At 66.6% G+C, this 20177-nt stretch carries 17 protein-coding genes; 3 read left to right on the forward strand and 14 right to left on the reverse strand.

Annotated elements, in window-relative coordinates:
* Positions 1-40: 40 nt before the first annotated feature.
* The 5 genes from xylB to AC5P65_RS10185 form a co-directional block, all read right to left on the reverse strand.
* Complete coding sequence (xylB, locus tag AC5P65_RS10165; RefSeq protein ID WP_111098457.1) at positions 41-1534, reverse strand: xylulokinase; 1494 nt, start codon at positions 1532-1534, stop codon at positions 41-43.
* 165 nt (positions 1535-1699) lie between these two features.
* Complete coding sequence (locus AC5P65_RS10170; RefSeq protein WP_111098458.1) at positions 1700-3229, reverse strand: tryptophan halogenase family protein; 1530 nt, start codon at positions 3227-3229, stop codon at positions 1700-1702.
* Positions 3230-3243: 14 nt separating this feature from the next.
* On the reverse strand, positions 3244-4266 hold the full coding sequence (locus AC5P65_RS10175; protein ID WP_111098459.1) for a cupin-like domain-containing protein: 1023 nt from the start codon (positions 4264-4266) through the stop codon (positions 3244-3246).
* A gap of 3 nt (positions 4267-4269) precedes the next feature.
* A complete protein-coding gene (locus AC5P65_RS10180; RefSeq protein WP_111098460.1) occupies positions 4270-5028 on the reverse strand; it encodes a SapC family protein in 759 nt (252 codons plus the stop codon).
* Between the two features lie 129 nt (positions 5029-5157).
* A complete protein-coding gene (locus AC5P65_RS10185) occupies positions 5158-8286 on the reverse strand; it encodes a TonB-dependent receptor (RefSeq protein ID WP_111098461.1) in 3129 nt (1042 codons plus the stop codon).
* Positions 8287-8707: 421 nt separating this feature from the next.
* On the opposite strand from AC5P65_RS10185, the gene AC5P65_RS10190 reads away from it, so the two are divergent.
* The gene (locus AC5P65_RS10190; RefSeq protein ID WP_111098462.1) at positions 8708-9268 is read left to right on the forward strand and encodes a fasciclin domain-containing protein; all 561 of its coding nucleotides are present in this window, start codon (positions 8708-8710) and stop codon (positions 9266-9268) included.
* 96 nt (positions 9269-9364) lie between these two features.
* Here AC5P65_RS10190 and AC5P65_RS10195 read toward each other — a convergent pair whose 3' ends face one another.
* On the reverse strand, positions 9365-9577 hold the full coding sequence (locus AC5P65_RS10195) for a hypothetical protein (protein ID WP_010485683.1): 213 nt from the start codon (positions 9575-9577) through the stop codon (positions 9365-9367).
* A 106-nt stretch (positions 9578-9683) separates the two neighbouring features.
* Entirely contained in the window at positions 9684-10865 is a 1182-nt protein-coding gene (locus AC5P65_RS10200; RefSeq protein WP_111098463.1) for a serine hydrolase domain-containing protein, read from the reverse strand.
* Between the two features lie 294 nt (positions 10866-11159).
* On the opposite strand from AC5P65_RS10200, the gene AC5P65_RS10205 reads away from it, so the two are divergent.
* A complete protein-coding gene (locus AC5P65_RS10205; protein ID WP_111098464.1) occupies positions 11160-12407 on the forward strand; it encodes an arsenic transporter in 1248 nt (415 codons plus the stop codon).
* Between the two features lie 24 nt (positions 12408-12431).
* Here AC5P65_RS10205 and AC5P65_RS10210 read toward each other — a convergent pair whose 3' ends face one another.
* The 5 genes from AC5P65_RS10210 to AC5P65_RS10230 all read right to left on the reverse strand — a co-directional run bounded on the left by AC5P65_RS10210 (position 12432) and on the right by AC5P65_RS10230 (position 17862).
* Complete coding sequence (locus AC5P65_RS10210; protein WP_111098465.1) at positions 12432-13865, reverse strand: OprO/OprP family phosphate-selective porin; 1434 nt, start codon at positions 13863-13865, stop codon at positions 12432-12434.
* 134 nt (positions 13866-13999) lie between these two features.
* On the reverse strand, positions 14000-14776 hold the full coding sequence (locus tag AC5P65_RS10215) for an ABC transporter permease (protein WP_005409726.1): 777 nt from the start codon (positions 14774-14776) through the stop codon (positions 14000-14002).
* A complete protein-coding gene (locus tag AC5P65_RS10220; RefSeq protein ID WP_014647218.1) occupies positions 14760-15593 on the reverse strand; it encodes an ABC transporter ATP-binding protein in 834 nt (277 codons plus the stop codon). The genes AC5P65_RS10215 and AC5P65_RS10220 overlap by 17 nt, the downstream gene beginning before the upstream one ends.
* Positions 15594-15606: 13 nt before the next feature.
* Positions 15607-16665, reverse strand: a complete 1059-nt coding sequence (locus tag AC5P65_RS10225; protein WP_111098466.1) for an ABC transporter substrate-binding protein — start codon at positions 16663-16665, stop codon at positions 15607-15609.
* 75 nt (positions 16666-16740) lie between these two features.
* A complete protein-coding gene (locus tag AC5P65_RS10230) occupies positions 16741-17862 on the reverse strand; it encodes a 4-oxalomesaconate tautomerase (protein WP_019659747.1) in 1122 nt (373 codons plus the stop codon).
* A 109-nt stretch (positions 17863-17971) separates the two neighbouring features.
* Here AC5P65_RS10230 and AC5P65_RS10235 point away from each other — a divergent pair, with 109 nt between their 5' ends.
* Positions 17972-18874 carry a LysR family transcriptional regulator gene (locus AC5P65_RS10235; RefSeq protein WP_010485668.1) on the forward strand — a complete coding sequence of 301 codons (903 nt, stop codon included), beginning with the start codon at positions 17972-17974 and terminating at the stop codon, positions 18872-18874.
* A 61-nt stretch (positions 18875-18935) separates the two neighbouring features.
* Here the strand turns inward: AC5P65_RS10235 and AC5P65_RS10240 are convergent, their stop codons facing one another.
* Both AC5P65_RS10240 and AC5P65_RS10245 read right to left on the reverse strand, forming a co-directional pair.
* The gene (locus tag AC5P65_RS10240; protein ID WP_019337724.1) at positions 18936-19316 is read right to left on the reverse strand and encodes a hypothetical protein; all 381 of its coding nucleotides are present in this window, start codon (positions 19314-19316) and stop codon (positions 18936-18938) included.
* Positions 19317-19424: 108 nt separating this feature from the next.
* Positions 19425-19952 (reverse strand): DUF6622 family protein, encoded by a 528-nt coding sequence (locus tag AC5P65_RS10245; RefSeq protein WP_111098467.1) that lies wholly within the window; start codon positions 19950-19952, stop codon positions 19425-19427.
* Positions 19953-20177 lie beyond the last annotated feature (225 nt).

Raw genomic sequence — 20177 nt, forward strand, 5'->3', positions numbered from 1 at the left:
GCGTGCTCCTGTCGTTGTACGGGGTGGCGTGGAGGAGCCATCAGCCGCGCTGCAGCGGCGTGATGGCATCAAGATGACTGAGGAAGCGTGCGTAGGCCCGTGCATAGGCATCGCTGCGGTCCGGATCCGGGCGCGCGGAGAGCGTGGGATCGACGGTGACGTGCCGTGCGGTGATGTCGCTGATCGAAGTGGCGTTGCCCTGCGCCCTGGCGAGCGACCACAGCGCCTGTAGCGCCGCTCCAAACGCCGCGCCTTCGGCCTGCACCGGGACCTCCACGGGCAGGCCGAACACATCGGCCACCAGTTGACGCCAGGCAGCGCTGTTGCTGCCACCGCCGGTGAGCACGATGCGATCAAACTGCATGCCCGCGCGGACGAAGGCGTCGTAGCCGTACCTCAAGCTGTAGGTCGCGCCCTCCATGGCGGCGCGGTAGAGGTGCGCCGGAGTGAAGTTGGCGGTGTCCAGGCCGGCCAGCACACCCTTGCCGAGCGGCAGGTCCGGCGTACGCTCGCCATTGAGGAAGGGCAGCATCACCAGCCCGCCTGCTCCCGGTGGCGTCGCGCGCAGGTGCGCATCGCCGTCGCGGGTGCTGAAGCCGAAGGCACGGGCCACCTGTTCGGTCGCCACGGTGCAGTTCATGGTGCAGATCAGCGGCAGCCATCCTCCCGTGGACGAGCAGAACGCGGCCCAGGCGCCGTTCGCGTCGATCACCGGCGCGCTGGAATAGGCAAACAGCGTTCCAGACGTTCCCAGGCTCATCGCCAGGCGGCCTTCGGTGACGCAGCCAGTGCCGATCGCGGCCATCATGTTGTCGCCGCCGCCAACGGCCACCTTCACCGCCGCTGCAAGCCCGAGCGCGGCCGCGGCCTTCGGCGCGATATCAAACAGGGCGTCGGGTGCGGCGATCGGCGGCAGGCAGGCGGCAAGATCACGATCAGGATCGGTGGCGCGCAGCAGTTCCTGCGACCAGGTGCGTGTGCGCACGTCCAGCCAGCCGGTTCCGGACGCATCGCCAAGCTCGCAGAACCGCTGCCCGGTCAACACGAAATTCAGGTAGTCGTGTGGCAGCAGGATGGTCGCCAGCCGCGCATAGGCGTCGGCACGGTGGATCCGGGTCCAGGGCAGCTTGGACGCTGTGTAGCCGGCCAGGATCGGGTTGCCCGCCAGCGCGATGGTCCGTTGGAATCCGCCCACGGCGTCCATGATCTGGATGCATTCGGCCGAGGTGCTGGTGTCGCACCACAGCTTGGCCGGCGCCAGTACCTCGCCAGCATCATCAACCGGCACGAACCCATGCTGCTGCCCCGATACCGCCAGTGCGACGATGCGAGCGCGCAGCGAGGGGTCGATCCTGGCAAAGCAGTCGCGCAGGGCCGACACCCAGTCGGGAGGCGCCTGTTCACGGCTGCCGTCGGCACCGCTGTCCAGCGTGAGCGGCGCGCTGGTGACGGCGGCCACCGCTTGCGCCTGCGGGTCGTAGACCAGCACCTTCAGGCTCTGCGTCCCTGCATCGATCCCTGCAACCAGACCCATCGAAACCGCCTCCGATCAACAAAAAGGTAGCGCTAACATTCCGTGGACTCAAAAAGGGGGCGTGCTGTCCGGCCCCCTCGTTGCCACCGCATGCGTCATCGCCTGCGGTGTTCCCGCACTGTAACCAGCTGCAGCAGAAAAAGCGTGCTGCAACGCAAAACCCTGCTATGCGTTTGCTGCCGTCGAACGCCACACGTCAACGCCGGACCTGCAGTACTGCGCGATGAACTCCGCCTGGGTCGGCATCCGCGCCGCGGCGTGATGCACGGGCTGTTGGATGCCCTTCAACAGGGTGCGCAGATCGGCGTCACTCACCGCCCGCGCCAGCGGATGCGGCGGGCCTGGCGGAATGCCCTGCCCGAGCAGCACGCTGGTCCAGGACTCGATGCGGAACAGCTCGCCGGGGTCCTGCCAGGCGTGCGCACGCTCGCGCCACGCCTGCAACCGCTGCTGCAGCGATCCGGGCACGCTCATCTCGCGACACGCCTTCCACATCGGTTCGGTGCGCTGCGTTGCGTGATAGTGCAGGATGATGAAGTCGCGCACGTGCTCCATTTCCTGGCGGCTGACATCGTTGTACAACTGCACCAGCGACGCACGGATGCCGTCGAACGGGAACAACTGGATCAGGCGCACCACCGCGCTGATCGTCAGATGGATGCTGGTCGACTCCAGCGGTTCGATGAAACCGCTGGCCAGCCCGAGCGACACCACGTTGCTGTTCCAGGCCTTCAGCCGGCGCCCGCTGCGGAACGGCACGTTCCATGGGTCGCGCAAAGGTGGAGCCCCTGCATCGCGCAGCAGTTTCGCGGCGGCCTCGTCATCAGACAGATGGCGGCTGTCATACACCAGCCCACAGCCAACGCGGTGCTGCAGCGCGATGTGCCAGCGCCACCCCGCCTCGTGGGCGATCGCCCGGGTATAGGGCACCGGCGGCGCCACCGCTTCGGTCTGCACCGCCACGGCCCGGTCGCACGGAAGCCATTCGTGCCAGTCCTCGTAGCCGGTGCCCAGCGCCTGCTCGATCAGCAGGCCACGGAACCCCGTGCAGTCGATGAACAGATCGCCCTCGATCACCTGGCCGTCGTCCAGTACCAGAGCCTGAACCGAGCCGTCGTGCGCGTGCTGCCTGACCTGGGCGATCCTGCCTTCGATCCGGCGCAGGCCGTTGGCCTCGGCCCTGCGGCGCAGGAACCGCGCATACAGGCTGGCATCGAAGTGATACGCATAGCTGGCCTGCGGCTGGGTGTGCAGCGAGAAGCGGTCGCCGCGCGACGCGATGCTCTCCAGGCAGAAGTCGCCCAGGTCCGAGGGCATGCCGCGGCGCAGGCTGTCCAGCCAGAAGTGATGGAAGGGAGCCGCCCAGGTGCCATGGCCGATGGTGCCGAACGGATGGAAGAAGCGATCCCCCGGCAGCCGCCAGTTCTCGAACGAGATCGACAGCTTGAAGGTGCCGGCCACCGCGCGCAGGAACTCCTGCTCGTCAATCTGCAGGAAGCGATGAAAGGTGCGGATCGGCGGCACGGTGGACTCACCGACGCCGACCGTGCCGATCTGCTCGGACTCGACCAGCGTGATCTGCAGCTGGTCACGGAACTGATGCGCCAGCGCGCAGCCGGCCAGCCATCCCGCTGTACCGCCACCGGCAATGACCACCTTGCGGATGCGCCCTGCAGGCGTGCTCTCGGTATCCAACGCGGTGCCCTCTCTCAACGGTTGAGCCTGCCCAGCAGCATCGCGCGCATGCGGCGGGCGCGCTGCTCGTCGAACGGTGCCAGATCTCCGCGCGCGGGGTCAGGCAGGTGCTGCCCCGCGCGCTCGCCGGGGCCGAATACGTAGTAACGGAAGAGCCCTTCCCAGGCCTGCTTCTCACGCGCTGGCAGGTCGCGCACGGACCACATCGCGTGCTGCAGCGCCGCCAGCGGCGACCCCAGCCAGGCCGGCGAGCTTCGCCACCAGTAGTTCACCAGCACGTTGAACGGCTCCAGGCTGCGTACATGGTGCCACCACATGCTGGGAATGAAGATCGCATCGCCGGGTCCAAGTACCGCGCTGCGTGCATGTGCCAGTGCCTCGCGGAAACGTGGATGCCGATCGAAGTCGGGGCGCTCGAAGTCCACCACGCTGACCACCTGTCCGCCCGGCGTGGGATCGAGCGGGCCCGGATAGAGGTTGTCGATCTGGGCGGGCGGGAACAGCGTGAACTCGCGCTGCCCCACCGCGCAGCAGGCGAGGTTGTCGGGTGTGTCGAAATGGCACGAGGCCGTCACCCGGTTGCCGATCCAGATGCTGGCGGTGGCGTCGATGCCCTGCTTCGCCAGCCCGGCGTCGTTGGCCTGCGCGAATGCCGGCAGCAGTGCACGCTCGATCGGCAGCGAGGCCACGTAATAGGTTGGCGGCCGAGGCGCATGCAGCGTCGTGGCGATCTCTTCCAGCACCTGGGCCAGACCGCCACGCCGCACTTCGAAGTTCAGCCGGGTGAAGTCCGCGCTGTAGAACGGGCGGCCCGCGATCTCGGGACCGCCGAACGAGTACTGGATGGGCGCACCCGCATCGACGCTGCACAGGTACACCATCGCGTCGTGCACGCCGCCCAGTCCGGCCTGGACCAGTGGCCAACCGCTGGCGATGCCGCGCAGTACGACCGGCTCACCGGCGTCCACCAGGTCAGCCAATGGCAACGCGGCAGGATCGATTCCTTCCAGGATCCGCATCGGCAGGCGGGCGTGCACCGGTCAGTTCCTGACCGCCTGCGCGGTGCCGTCCTGGACGCGGAGGCGGCGCTGCTTCTCGGCGATCAGGCGGCGCATGTTATGCAGCGAGGCAAGCATCAGGTACGCACCTTCCAGGTAACCGGCGCGGTTCAACGCAGCCAGGCGCGAACTGTCCAGCGCCGCCAGGCGCTCGCGGTCAATGCCGTGCAATCCGCTCACGCTCACCCGGTGGTGCGGCGCGATCTGCACGTCGAGCGTGACCGGCTGGATGAGGCCGCAGTCGTCGAGCATCGCGAACATTGCGGCCGCGTACGCGCTGCCCTCGTGGATGCCGCGCAGCACGCCGGCGATGTGGTCCAGGTAGGGCGTGTTGCCGCCCTGCGGCAGGAACACCGGCTCACCGGCGCCGGCGGTGACGCGCGGATGGTCCAGGTCCACGTGCATCACCGCATCCTGGGTGAGCAGGCCATCCACGTAGTGCTCCTGGAACCCGATCAGGAACGGCCCTTTGGCGGCCGCACCAGGCAGGTAGGAGGCATTCCAGCGCCCGTCCTGCAGGAACAGGTTCTCGTGTTGTTCGAAACCCAGCAGGGCCACGGACTGCCACGCTTCTGACCCGGTTTCCCTGCGCAGGAAGATCGGATACTCACGCTGCAGTTCAGCGAACTCGCTGGGATAGGCCGGCACCATGCCCACCGCATCGCCGAACTGCGGCCCGAATCCGGTGGCGACCTTCAGGTCCCGATGCGCGATGTTGTTGAGCATTTCGTAGCGGGCCATCAGGGTATCCAGTCCAATGCGGGTTGCTGGCCGGCAGGGTAGCGCAGGCGCGACAGGTGCGGCGACACCGTCCCGGCACGGCACCGCTGGCGGGCAGCGGTGCCGTGCCGGACGCATCGGCAACCAGGTTCAGAACTTGTAGCGGACGCCCAGCATGTAGCGCGGGCTCTGGTCTGCCAGCTTGACGATCATCTGCGACGTGCGCGAGCGCCACCGCACATCCTCACCGGTCAGGTTGATCGCCTCCAGGCTGAAGGACCAGTGGTCATCGAGCGCGTAGTTGACGCTGAGATCCCACTGCTCGTACGGCTCCACATAGTACGGATTGCGGCTGGAGCCCTGGTTGGCCAGGATCAGGTACTGATCGCGCCAGTTCCATGCCAGTCGCACCGACCACCCGTACTTCTCGTACATCAGCATGGCGTTGGCGGTGTCGCTCAGGCCGGTGAGCGAGAACTGGTCGATACCCGGATCGCCGCCGTTGTTGTAGCCGACATCACCTTTCACCACCGTGTAGTTGGCCAGTACGCCGAACCCGGTGTCACCGAAGAAGTACTGCCCGCCCAGCTCCCAGCCGTGCAGCTTGGACTTGTTCTGGTTGATCGGGCGATTGACGTTGAACTGGTACAGCGGATCGTTGGCCTGCCCATACAGATCGTAGGCCGCTTCGGTAGCCAGAACCTGCGCATCGGTTCCGTTGTAGGCGCCCAGGCCAGCAGGATTGTTGCGCAGCAACGCCAGTGCGGTGAACAGCGAGGTGTCGTTGGCCGAGCAGGCGGCCGCGTTGGCCGGCCCGACCTGGGCGACGCAGGCACCGCTGGTCAGGAAGTCCAACGCCGCCCGTGCATCCGGCCCGGAGGTGGGGTCGGTGAGGCCGTACAGGCTTTCCTGGACGACGGTGTTGCCGATGAAGTTGCTGACCGACTTGTTCCAGTAGGTCAATGACACATAGCTGGCATCGGCGAAGTACCACTCCAGCCCCAGGTCGAGGTTGTCCGATTCCAGCGGCTTCAGGCTCGGGTTCTGGGAATTGCCGCTGGCGCGCGAGGAGGGATCGATCAGCACCGAGCCGAACGGCTGCTGGGCCCCGGGTCCTGCATAGAGATTGCCGTACGGCGCGCGGGCGATGCTTTTGCCAAACGACACACGGCCCTTCAGCTCCTCGGTGAGGTCGATGCTGAAATCAAGGTTGGGCAGGATGTAGCTGTACCGCGCCTTCTCCGTGAAGGGCTGCTGCTCATCGGACAGCACGATGCGGAAATCGTTGTTGGCCTGCCACTCGATGGATTCGGGAACGGCAATGACCGAGGTCGACACCACGTCGGTGGTTTCATAGCGCACGCCCAGGCGGGTGTTGGTGCGCATGCCGCCCAGCTCCCCGTCCAGTTCCACCTGGAAGTACGCCGCCTTGGTCTTCTCTTCCACGAAGTTGTCGGCCGCGCGTTGCGGGTTCACACCCAGGCCGACGCCGTACTCGCCCGATGCCCATTGCGCGAGCTGTCCGGCATTGCCGCGCCAGGCCGGCCAGCTGTTGGCACTGTAGTCGTCGAACAGGCCGACGATGCTGACCGGCTGCAGCAGGTCCATCAGGCCTGCGGCGGTATCCCGGTCCACGTTGGCTACGCCCCAGTCGCCCAGGGTCGAGTAGGCCTCAGCGGCCTGGATGCGGTGGGTGGTGGACTTGTTGGTGTCCACGCCGAACTGGAAGCGGCCGTGGTCGAAGTTCCATTCGCCATCGACGCGCGCCTGCTTGATCTCGCTGATCTGGGTCTGCGCGTTGACGCGCAGCACCTGCGTGCCAACCTCGCCTTCCTGGAAGCCCGGGTTGACCACGCCATTGGTCCCGGCGACCGCATCGGCGGTGCTGGGATACCAGACCTGGGTGCCAACCGGCAGGCCATTGTTGAAGTTCAATTCCTGCACCCAGGAGCCGCCACAATGCGGGCCACGGGTGCAGTTGTTGGTGCCGGCGATGCTCATGAAGATCGAACCACCGCCGGTCAGCGGATCATTCGGGCGGCTCTCGTTCTTCGAGTTGTGCGCATCGAAGCTGAGCTTGAAGCGGTCGCTGACATTCCAGACGGCGTTGAAGCCCAGCGAGCCCAGCTTGTACTCCTGCATGCTGCGCTGCTGTTCCAGGCCGAAATCCTTGGTGCCGGCGATTTCACGGATGTAGACCGGCGTCGCGACGGCGCCACTGGTGTCGAACTCGACGTTGGTGTAGTTGCTGTTCTGCAGCCACATGCCCTGCTCGCCACGATTCTCGGTGATTTCGTTGGTCGAGTAGGTGTAATCCACGGTCAGGGTCAGGCTGTCCGTCGGTGCGAACTGCAGCACCGCCTGGCCGTTGACGCGTTCGCGTTCGAATTCGGAGAACGCGTAGCGCAGGTCGTTGGGCCGCGCGTAAAGCTGGCCGACGGCCGGGGCATTGACCACGGTCGGGTTGCCCGGCATCGACCCTGTCCACGGCTGCACGTTCCAGTAGTTCTCCGTGGCCTGCACCGAGCCACCCTTGCGCTTCTGCTGGCTCGCGCTGAGGCTGACGCCAAAGGTCTTTTCCGGATTGCTGTAGCTGAAGATGCCCGACAGCTCCGGTGTCAGGTCATTATCGAACGGCTGGCTCTGGTCGGAGACCAGCTTCGCCCCGGCGTTGGCCACGATGCCGGCGTGATCGAGCGGGCGCGAGGTCAGGATATTGATCGTCGCGCCGATGCCACCGCTGGGCACCTGTGCCTGGCTGGTCTTGTAGACCTCGATGCCATTGATGGCCTCGGCGGCCAGCTGCGCGAAATTGAAGGCGCGGGTGCCGCCGTCGACACCGCCGATGGCGACCTGTCCAGAGGCACCGAATGCATCGGCACCCGGCATCTGCCGACCGTTGAGCGTGACCATGTTGAACTGGGGGCCGAAGCCACGCGCGGTCACCTGCGCACCCTCGCCGTCACGGCGCTCGATGGAGATGCCGGTGATGCGCTGCAACGATTCGGCAAGATTGGTATCGGGGAACTTGCCGATGTCCTCGGCGCTGATGGCGTCGACCACGCCCGCCGAGTCGCGCTTGATGTCCATGGCCTGGCTCAGGCTGTTGCGTATGCCCGTGACCTGCACTGCATCTAGCTGGGTGGGCTGCGACTGGCTCTGCGGCTGCTGCCCGGTCGCCGGTGCTGCGTCCTGCGCAAAGGCAGGATTGATGACCAGGGCGCCACCCACGAAGGTGAACATGGCCCGGGACCGGAACTTCGCGAATGCGCGGCTCATGAGCCGGACCTCGGGGCCAGGGTGCCGCGGAAACTGCAAGTGCTCATGAAAGTCCCCTCTGACATACGATCGAATGGATGTACCGCCCCCTCCCAGGGGCACGCACGGGCGTGGCCCGCATTCCAAACCGAACAGCACGGGTGCTCGGGCACACCGCGACTTACACTTGCTTTTCAAGCCTGCCAGGACAAACACGCGGCAAAGAAGGCAGCCCCTGGACCTTGGATCCCCGTCCGACTGGTAGCGCTACCATCGCGTTGCAGCGGAGAGTAATCACCCCGGTTCGCGCTTGTCACCATGCAGCGCAGCAAACCAGCAGCGCGCGGCACAGCTCATGACCCGGCTGCTGCTGCATCCGGTCAGGCGCACCCGACGTAGGAAGGATGCCCGCACTTGCGGGTCATCCAGAAAGGAACGCACCGTGAACGCTCTTCAGCGCATCGCCGCCGCAGTCGGCTTCGCCCTACTCGTTTCGTCCGGCTCCTCAGTTTTCGCCGCCAACGCCGTCATCGTGGGCGGGGCAGAGATGTACCCCACCAGGACCATCGTCGAGAACGCCGTCAATTCCAAGGATCACACCACCCTCGTTGCAGCGGTCAAAGCAGCCGGCCTGGTCGACACCCTCAACGGCGCCGGGCCCTTCACTGTTTTCGCGCCCACCAATGCGGCCTTCGACAAATTGCCTGCAGGCACTGTCGATACGCTGGTGAAGCCGGAAAACAAGGCACAGCTGACCCGGATCCTGACCTACCACGTCGTCCCGGGCAGCTACAGTTCGGCGCAGCTTCTGGCCGATGCCCGCAAGCACGGCGGCAAGGCCACCCTGAAGACCGTGCAGGGTGAGCCTCTCACCGTGGCGCTCCACGATGGCAAGCTCTGGGTGATCGATGCAGAGGGTGGCAAGGCAGGCATCAGCGTTGCAGATGTCAGCCAGTCCAACGGCGTCATCCACGTGGTCGACACCGTGCTGATGCCCAAGTAGGCGTCCTCATGCAACGGGCATCCGGCGCGATGCCCGTTGCCCGGGCCGGTCATTCCGCCATCAGCATGCGGATGCCCGGCCGGCATGGCGCAGTGGCTACCACACCGGTCCCAGCAGCTTCGTCACTTCGGCCTCCAGTTTTTGCGCGGCCTCGTCCTGGGAGGCGACCTTGATGCACAACCCCGACTGTGCCGGTCCCGGCACCAGCTGGTAGCGGTTGATGGTGCCGCCACCTTCACCGTCCAGCGCTACCCGCGCCACTACCGTTCGGCCATTGGCGTGGAAGGTCCAGTCCTGATAATCAAACATGCTTCAGTAGGTGTGCGGCCAAGATGTCATCCCACTTTAGGCGGCACGACAGTGAAGAACGCTCCAGGAAGATGTTCAGCGCGCGTGGACATGATGGCGACAGGGCCTATTGCAGTGTCCGCGCCAACTGCAGGACATCGGCGAAGAAGGAGGGATAGTCGTCCTGTGGAGCGCTGTGGCTCTCGCGCCGGTGGATCAGGCGCACTGCGACGACACGCTGTTCCGGGATGATCATCATGTATTGGCCCAGGTAGCCGTTGGCGGCGAAGCCGACGACCGGCCCACGTGTGATGTCGTAGAGATCGGCAAGCTTCAGCCCTCGCCCGGAGATCTGGCTGCCGTAACGCTGCGACCAGTCCGCGCCCAACTGATCGGCAAGGAAGGCCACCAGCGCGCTGCGGCTTTCGAATGCACGCCCTGCACTGGCCTGCAGTGCGCGCTGCACGTCGTCGTCCACCCTCCTTTGCACCAGCAGATCCTGTAGCCGGGGCTTGAGCTGGTAGCGTTCCCAGGCCGGTACCCGCCACCACAGCAGCCCGACATCTGGCGCACGGGCGCTTTCGGTCGTCATCAACGCGACCGACTGCTCACTCAGGAGACGTTTGCCATCCGGCGCCACGCCTCCTTCCAGCAACAGTTGCCCGATGGCGGCAAGATCGGCCGCGCGCAGGGACAGCCCGGCCATGCCAAGCGGGGTGCCTGCCTCATCCTTCATCCAGGTGTAGTGGGCAATGCCCAGGGGCTTGAACAGGCGCGCGTCCACATAGGCATCCAGCGGCTCGCCTGCCAGGCGCTCGACAATACCGGGCAGCAGGTTGGTGGCCTTGTTGTTGTAGGAGAACACGGTACCCGGGGCATCGCTCAGCTCGGCGGCCAGTGCCAGCCTGACCAGGTCCGGGGCCCCTTCCAGCTCTTCGCCCGCGTTCGCCACGTTCTGCAGGCCCGAGGTATGGTCCAGCAGCATGCGCACGGTAATGGCGCGCTTCCTGCCCTGCTTCCATTCGGGATAGATCTGGCTGACCGGCGTATCGATCGAAGCCAGCTTTCCTTCGTCCAGCAGCAACGCAATGGCCAGCGCGACGACCGACTTGGTGGCCGACATCAGGTGAACCGATTCCTGCCCCGCGGCGGGCTTCAGCTCAAGCAGCGTCTCCCGGTCGTGCATTACCAGGACCGCATCGGAATGCGCGGCGCGCGCGTTGCGCTCGATCGCGGCAAGGGCTTCGGCACGTGTCGCCGCTTGGGTGGGCCCGGCGATGCCGAACACCAGGGCCAGGGCGCAGGACAACCAGCAGGATCTTGGCATCGCAATCTCGTCCAATGAGCGTGTGTGCAGTTTGACTACATGTGTAGTCAAACTGCAGTGCCTGAAGTCATGCCGCGCTCGAGTGCTGAAGGTGGGCTGGGCGCCGCCCCGGCCCACCTGCAGCGCGGTCGACTGCAGCGGTCGCCATGCCGCGCCGCACGGTATGATGCGGCGACCCGGAACCTGCGATGATTGCAGCGGCCGCCCATCTGCTGATCGCGCGCGCCAGGTCCCCCTGCGCCGGGGTCGCTGCCGGTGCCGCTGAAGCCCCACTCCATGCTCGCCCCCCAAGCCCCCCTCGTGATCTGGGCAGCGGTCGCCGTTGCCACCATCGGCCTGCTGTTCCGTCCTTTCCGCATCCCCGAATATGTGTGGGCGTTGTGCGCTGCCGCCCTGTTGCCGTTGCTGGGCGCGGTGTCGCTGCACACCGCATGGGGCGCGGTGGCCGAAGGCCGCGACGTCTACCTGTTCCTGGTCGGCATGATGATGCTGGCCGAACTGGCGCGGCGCGAAGGCCTGTTCGATTGGCTGGCGTTGTACGCGGTCCGGCATGCGGGCGGATCCGGGCGACGCCTGTTCGACCTGGTATTCCTGGTCGGCACGCTGGTGACGGTGTTCCTGTCCAACGATGCAACGGCCGTGGTGCTGACCCCAGCGGTCTACGCCGCCTGCAAGGCGGCGCGCGCCAATCCCCTGCCCTACCTGTTCGTCTGTGCATTCATCGCCAATGCGGCCAGCTTCGTGCTGCCCATTTCCAATCCGGCCAACCTGGTGGTGTACGGCCAGCACATGCCGCCGCTGCTGCAGTGGCTGGCGCAGTTCGCGCTGCCGTCGGCGGCGGCGATCGGTGCCACCTATCTGGTCCTGCGCTGGGTGCACCGGCGCGAGATCGCCCAGCCGCTGGTGGCCGCGCCGGCGCATCGCCCGTTGACCGACGGCGGCCGGCTGAGCGCACTGGGCGTGCTGTTCACCGGCACCGTGTTGCTGGTCACGTCCGCCTTGAACGGGCCATTGGGCCTGACCACGTTCTGCGCGGGCACGCTGAGTGTGGCGGTGGTGGCGATCCGCCAGCGGCGCAGCCCGCTGCCACTGCTGCGACACGTGTCCTGGGGCGTGCTGCCGCTGGTGGCGGGACTGTTCGTGCTGGTGGAAGCGGTGGCGCAGACCGGTGTCATCCAGAGCGCGGCCAGCGCGCTGCAGGCCGTGGCGCAGGCGTCTCCCCGCCAGGCCAGCTGGCTGGCCGGTGGCGCGGCCGCGCTGCTGAGCAACGTGGCCAACAATCTGCCGGTCGGCCTGGCCGCCGGTTCGCTGGGGCAGATGGCCGACCTGCCGGCGCAGACCCGTGCCGCATTGCTGGTCGGCGTGGATCTGGGGCCCAACCTGTCGGTCACCGGTTCGCTGGCGACGATGCTGTGGCTGGTGGCGCTGCGCCGCGAGGGCGAGCATGTCAGCGCGCTCGACTTCCTGCGTGTCGGCGCGCTGGTGATGCCGCCGGCGTTGATCGGAGCATTGCTGCTGCTCTGATCGGCGCGCGAGCGGCATGCGCTTCTAGAAGGCCACCTGCAGGCGGGTATTGAAGGTGGTGCCTTCATCCCTGCCCTGGCCGGTGACGCTGCGGTTGCGGGTCTGCCAACGGATCGCCTCGAACATCACGCGGCTGAAGTCGTTGAGATACCAGTTCGCACCCAGCGTCCACGCGTGGCCGGTACCGCCACTGGGCAGCTCGGCATAGTCCACATCCTCGTAGCGCCCCTTCAGTTCCCATGCCCCGGCGCCGCCGCGGGTGACAGGATCGGCCACCTTGACCCGGCCCCAGGTGCCGGCCTTGCCCGAATAGGCCGGCCTTGCACCGGCCAGGAACCAGCCAGCCGAAATCGCCCAGGCCTGGTGGTCCAGATCGTAGCGCCCGCTGGCGTCGGCCCCGCGCAGGTTGCGCGTACCCCATTCGCCGGTCGCCCAGGCCGGCCCGAAGAAGCCTGCCAGTTCCGCGCCATGGGCCGTGCTGCGCTCGGCGCCCAGCAGTGTGCCCGGCGCGATCTTGACCAGGTCGTTGAAGTGCCCGGCGATGGCCGAACTGCGGACGACGCCGCTGGCGCCTGCGGCGATCTCCTCGTGGAAGGCCCAGGCCCCCAGGTGCACCGTGACCGCTTCGTTGGCCACCGGGTTCCAATGCACGCGCGTGGCCCAGGTCTGGCTGTCGTTGTCGGTGCCGGTGTTGTTGAGATCGTTGCCGGCCACCGACAGGCTGGCATGCCAGTCCTTGCCGTACACGCGCTCGGTCAGGCCGACACCGAACAGGCCGCGCTGCGGCAGCATCAGCGTGCCGACCACGTTGCGGTCCTGGAACGGCGTGTTGGACGTGCTGCTGGAGCCGTCGATACCCCGGTCGTTGAGGCGGTTGCCCACGGTCAGGTCGGCCGGCAGCCCGAACAGGCGGTGGTCCACGGTGGCGTAGACCGACTTCCACGCCACCGCGTTGTCGGCGAAGTCACCTTCCACCGCCCAGCCGAGGATGCCGTAGCGGCCTTCGGCGCCCAGCCGCACCGAGCGGATCTCGGTACCGGAGATGTTGCGGTCACTCACTGACGATCCGTCTGTGCTGGATGCGTCGACGAACAGGCGTCCGCGCGGACGGAACGCCACGCTGCCATCGGCACTGCTGAACTCCGGTGCGCCCTTGGACCAGGAGACCTTCGGCAGCCTGGACTGGCTGGTTTCCAGTGCGGCCACCCGCGTTTCCAGCGCAGGCGGGGGCGGCGTTGACGGTGCGCCCGCACTGCCCTGCCCGCCCTCGACGGCGCGGAGGCGTGCTTCCAGTTGCTGGATCTGCAGCGCCTGCTGCTGCACCAGGCGTGAGAGTTCGGCCTGGCTCAATGGTGCGGGTGGGGACGAAACAGCCTGGGCGCCAGCATGGCCACTGGCCAACAGCAGGCCGAGCGCGACCGACAGCGCTGCCAGCGGCAGCACGGTGGAATGGTTCATGGGCTCTCTCTCCGGCCAGCCGGCCGCCTGGCCCGGCGCTGGCCTGTTGCGGTGGTGCGGGGGAAGATCGGGGGAGGAAGCGCGCGCCGCCGGATCGGCCCGGCGGCGCGGCAGGCGGGCTCAGCCCGGCCCGGTCAGCTGGTGGCCTGTGCCTGCGCGTTGGGACGCCAGGTGATCAGCTTGTTCTCGACCACGTCCAGCAGCGCGTCGATGACCAGCACGAAGGCGGCCAGGATGATGATGCCGGCGAACACACCCACGGCATTGAAGTTGCCCTCGGCCTGCGCGATCAGGTAACCCAGGCCCGCCGAGGCCCCGAGGTACTCACCGATGATCGCGCCGACCACCGCGAAGCCCACCGAGGTGCGCAGCGAAGACAGGATCCAGCTCGCCGCTGCGGGGAAGTAGACATGGCGCAGCAGGTCGCTGCGGCTCGCCCCCAGGATGCGGGCATTGGCCAGCACCACCGGATTCACCTCGCGCACGCCCTGCATGGCATTGAAGAACGTGGTGAAGAACACCAGCGTGACCGCCAGCGCCACCTTCGACCACAGCCCCAGGCCCAGCCACAGCACGAAAATCGGCGCCAGCACCACGCGCGGAATCGCGTTGAAGCCCTTGATGAAGGGATCGAGGATGCGTGCCGAGCGGCGGCTCAGGCCGAGCCAGACGCCGCCGGCCACACCCAGGCCGGTGCCGATGATGTAGCCCAGCGCGGTTTCGGTCAGCGTGATGTAGACATGCTGATAGAACGAGGTATCGGACAGCCAGGTCCAGGCCTGCTGCACGATCGCTGTTGGCGAAGGGAAGAAGAACGGATCGATCACGCCCAGCGCGATACCGCCTTCCCAGCCGCCGAACACGGCGACCACCAGCGCGAGCTGGATGAATTTGTCAGTCTTGGCGTGCATAGCTCTTCTCCACTTCGCCGCGCAGGCAGGCCCAGATATCGCGGTACAGGTCGGTGAAACGGTCATCCAGCTTGATTTCGGCCACGTTCCTCGGCCGTTCCAGATCCACATCGAAACTGCGCACCACGCGGCTGGCCGGGCCGGAGGACAGCACCACCACGCGGTCGCCCAGGGCGATGGCTTCTTCCAGGTCGTGGGTGATCAGGATCACCGAGCGGCGATCCTCCTGCCACAACCGCAGCAGCTCGTTCTGCATCAGATGGCGGGTGTGGATGTCCAGCGCCGAGAAGGGTTCATCCATCAGGATCACCTTCGGCTCGACGATCAACGCCTGGGCCATCTGCACGCGCTTGCGCTGGCCACCGGACAGCTGGTGCGGGTAGCGATGCTCGAAGCCGGCCAGGCCGACCTTGGCCAGCCAAGCGTTGGCCTTGGCCTTGCGTTCGGCCTCGGGCACACCACGGAAGCGCAGGCCGAGTTCAACATTCTGGTACGCGGTCTTCCACGGCAGCAGCGCGTCCTGCTGGAACAGGTAGCCGACCGACTCCTGCACGCCGCTGACGGCACGGCCATCGATGCTGACCTGGCCCGACGACGGCTTCAGCAGGCCCGCCACGGAATTGAGGATGGTGCTCTTGCCGCAGCCGGTCGGCCCGACGATGGCAAGGAACTCGCCGTCACCCACCTGGATGTCGACATCGCGTACGGCGGTGAATTCGCCGAAGGACATGGTCACCTTGTTGATGGCGACCATGGTCTGTGCAGGCTCCAGCTGCGGCGCGCCATTGAACTGGCGCACGGTGGCATTGAGGGCCATGGGTTACCTCCGCTTACGGTTGGGCAGCCGGCGCCGCAGCGTTGGCACGCTCGACGAAGGCATTGGTGTAGGTCCGGGACAGATCGATATCGGCCTTGGCGACATCCGTGTTGAACTCACGCAGCACCTTCAGCGGTGTTTCCAGATCGGCAGGCGTGAAGTGACCGTCCCGGGTGAAGATCGCGCGCGCGTTCTCCACTGCGCGGGCATAGGTGGCGCGGTCACCGGAGACGTAGCTGTCCGGCAGCGCAGCGACGATGTCTTCAGCACTGTTGTCGGCGATGAACTTCAAGGCCATCTGCTCGGCGCGGGCGATCTTCTCGGCCGCTTCGGGGCGCTTGTCCAGGAAGCTCTGGTTGGCGTACATCACCGAGGTCGGGTACAGGCCGCCATAGACCTGGCGGGCGCCGTCGTCGCTGCGCGCGTCGAGGAGGATCCTGCCGACCTTGCGCTCGGTGATCAGGGTGGCGGCGGGATCATAGTTGACCAGCAGGTCGATCTTGCCCTGCTCCAGCGCGGCCACTGCTGCGGCGCCCGAGCCGACCCCGATCAATGAGATGCTGTCGGCCGGAATGTCGTGCTGGGCGAGGAAGTGACGGACGAAGAAGTCGGACGAGGAGCCCGGTGCGGTGATCCCGACCTTCTGGCCCTTGATGGTCTCCGGGCGCGCCGGATCGAAGGTGGCATCCTCGCGGCCGGCCATCACCAGGCCGGAGTTGCGCGAGAGCAGTACGAAGGCCACCACGTCCTTGCCCTTGGCCTGCATCTGGATGGTGTGGTCGTAGAAGCCGACGGCTACGTCGGTGGAATTGGCCACCAGCGCCTGCAGCACCTTGGAGCCGCCCTGGGCGAAGTTCTCGGTCTTCACCTGCAGGCCGACGTCCTTGAAGTAGCCCTTGGCGTCGGCAATGAAGAACGGCAGGTTGTTGAGGTTGTAGGAGCCGACGCTGATGCGCACCGGTGCGTTGTCGCTGCTGCCGGCGGCCGCGCCTTCCACGCGCCCGCTGTTGCTGCATCCGGCCGCGGCCAGCCCGGCCACGCACAGCGCGGCCATCAAGAACTGCTTGTACATCATCCCTCCCAGGAGTGAAGCATCTACGTTGTAATGGCGGGCATGCGCGTCTACGCAGGCCCGTCCGGGTTCAGATCATGCCGCTGACGTCCATTGGCGGGCTTGGGTGGCACTGGCCGTGGCGGGCGCGGGCGAAGTCGCGTACACGCGCCCCTCGAACAAGCGGCGTGCGGTGCGGACCACACTGGCAATCACCGGCGAATCGCCCGAGCTGCGACTGAGGCCCACCTCCAGGGCCCCGCTCGGATGTTCGAGGGTAATGCTGCCGGGAACGGACCGGCATCCGACCAAAGTGTGGGCCAGCGTGCCCGGCGTGACGGCGGCGGTGGCCAGGCCGACCGCGCCGGTAATGGCCAGTGCGGTGTGGCATTGGTGCGGCATGAAATAGCGCACCTGCAGATCGCCGCCCTGTTGCGGCGCCGACAGCAGCACCGGCTTGGGAATGACCTTGTTGCCGGCGTCGGCGATGCCCATGCGGGCGCCCGCCTCGATGCGCAGCGCTTCCAGCCGGCGCATGAACGCCGCGTCCGCGTTCAGTTCGGCGGGCGAGGCATCACCGCGCACGCCCAGGTCTTCGGCACGCACCAGCATCATCGGCATGGCGCAGTCCACCAGGCTGGCCGGCACGCCATTGATGGTTTCCTGCGCATGCCCGCTGGGCAGCAGCTTGCCGGTGCGGGCGCCTGCCGCATCAAGGAAGGACAGCCTGACCGGCGCGGCTGAGCCCGGCGCGCCGGCAATGCGCGTATCACCGCGGTAGGCCACATTGCCGCCCGGCGTTTCCACCGTGGCGATGATCAACTTGCCGGTGTTGACGTTGTGGATGCGCACTTCGGTCTGCGGATCCTGCGCCTGCACCAGCCCGCGCTCGATGGCATACGGGCCTACGGCCGCCAGCATGTTGCCGCAGTTGGGCGAGGTATCCACCACTTGCTGCTCGACCCGTACCTGGGCGAACAGGTAGTCGACATCGGCGTCCGGGCGGCTGGAGCGGTCGATGATCGCCACCTTGCTGGTCAGCGCGTTGCCACCGCCGATGCCGTCGATCTGCAGCGGATGTCCCGAGCCCATCACTTCCAGCAGCAGGCGATCGCGTTCTGCGGTGTCCGCCGGCAGGTCGCTGGCCAGGAAGAACGGGCCCTTGGAGGTGCCGCCGCGCATGAGCACGCAGGGAATGCTGAGCAGATCGTTGGACATACGTGTGCTAGATTGATGCGTATAGGGGATGAATGACCCCGCTGTGATTCGATACTGGCATGACCCCAATTGATCTGTGAATTGCTGATTTTTGGATGATTGATACCTGATGAGCATCAATTGCGAAATCCTCGATCTGCGTGCGTTCCTGCTGGTGTCCGAGACACGCAGCTTTCATCGGGCCGCGGAAATCCTTCACGTCTCCCAGCCGGCACTCAGCCGCCGGATCCAGAAACTGGAGCAGGCGGTGGGTTCGCCGCTGCTGGAGCGCACCACGCGCAGCGTCAGTACCACCGCTGTCGGCGAGAACCTGCTGCCACTGGTGCGCCGCATGCTGGAGGAATTCGATGGATCACTGTTCTCGCTGCGCGGCCGCGAAGACACCCGCGGCGCGACAGTGACCATCGCCTGCCTGCCAACGGCGGCGTTCTACTTCCTGCCCAGCGTGATGGCGCGTTTCCATGAAGCGCACCCGAACGTGCGCTTCCGCATCCTGGATATCCCGGCCACGGAGGGTCTGCAGGCAGTGGAACGTGGCGAAGTCGAGTTCGGCATCAACTTCATGGGCGCCAACGATCCGAATCTCGATTTCGACGTACTGGCAGAGGACCCGTTCGTGCTGGCGTGCCGTCGCGATCATCCGCTGGCGCGCAAGCGCAAGGTGGAATGGGCCGACTTGGCCGAGCACCAGTTGATCACCGTGCATCGCACCAGCGGCAACCGCACGCTGCTGGATGGTGCGCTGGCGCGCGAGAACCTCAAGTTGAGCTGGCACTACGAAGTGACCCACCTGTCGACGTCACTGGGCATGGTCGAGGCGGGCATCGGGGTGTCGGTGCTGCCGAAGATGGCTACGCCAGATGGGGATCACCCCACCCTGGTGACGCGCGCGATCGGCAACCCGGTGGTGTCACGCACGATCGGCATCGTCCGCCGCCGCGGCGCCCTGCTCTCGCCCACGGCGGAGCGATTCCTGCAGATGCTGATGAGCCAGTGGCGTGGGGAGGCGTGAGCAGCCCCGCAGTTCACGCACCCATCCGTTCCGGCACACGGGGCGCTGACAGGGTCGCCCTTCATGACGAGGCCGCGAAGATCGACGCAATACCTGCAAGCGATCCCACGGCCACCCATGAGAGCGTGGCGAATGCAGTCAGCAGTACCTTCCGGTGGACGGCCTGCGCTTCGTTCTGGGCCTCCGACCGTCGCGCATAGGGCCTGGAGAAACCCAGCAGTTCGCCGGTGACAGTCAACACCCCCATCAGGATCAGTGCGGTCACGCAGAAGCCGAACATGGAGCCTATGAAGGCCAGATGGCGGGTGTCGCCGATAGCCGGCTGAGTCCCGGCCAGGGCTTCCACAAGTTGCCCCGTCCACCGTGCGGGCAGCCAAGCCAGGGCTGCGACAATGCCGAAGTGACTGGCCACGTTGATCCAGAACCAGGATGTGGTCTTCATGACGTCAGCGTTTCCGGTGTTGGCCAGTGGCGGGCATCGTGACGCCTGCGCCAGCCCCGCGCAACGCTGCATGGGGAAGCCGGCCAGCGGCCGGCACTACCCGGGCGATCAGCCTGCGGTTTCCAGCCCCTTGCCTGCCGCATCCACCCGCAGCGAGGCCAGGTACCGGGCGTACTTGCCGACGAAGATGCCAGTGAACCCGCCCGTCAGCAGCAGGTAGGCGGCACTGAAGCCGGCACTGGCGGACAGCGACGGCGACACCGCAAATGCGACTTCGAAGCCGTACTTCACCAGGAAGGTGACCAGCAGCAGCGGCAGCAGGCTGAAGTCCGCGCTGCGCCAGAGCTTGCCGGTGCTGCGATCCAGCGTCAGCTTCAATCGACTCAGCAGCAGCCAGGCAAGCGTCGCGCCCGTGGCGATGCCGGCCAGCCACTCGCTCCAGGCGGCCAGCGACGCGCCGAAGCGATGACTGATCGACCACGCGCCCCAGACGGCGAACAGCGCGGGCACGACCGCCAGTTTGTGCAGCGAGGTTTCTGCAGGCTTCATGGCGGCGATGCCACGGGTGACCAGGAAGGCCAGGAGCAGCCAGACCCAGACCGGCGTCTGCGAGGCGAGTTGCTGGAGCATGTTCATGAGCGGTCCCCTTGATGAGTGGTGGCTGAGTGGTGGCGAGGTGCCCTCGCATTGGCGCTCACTATTCGCTTCCGCCCGGGTTGCAGCCAGTGACAGCTGTCAGCCATCGCGGATGACCCGCCGGCATGCTGCGCGTCCCCGGCAGCTGTCGGGGTGGATTCACCCGGTGCACCCTGCGCGGGCCGGCCCTCAGTCCGCGCTACCATCACCACGACGCCGCTGCGA

The organism is Stenotrophomonas sp. YJH_SMC_48-3 (assembly GCF_059369375.1).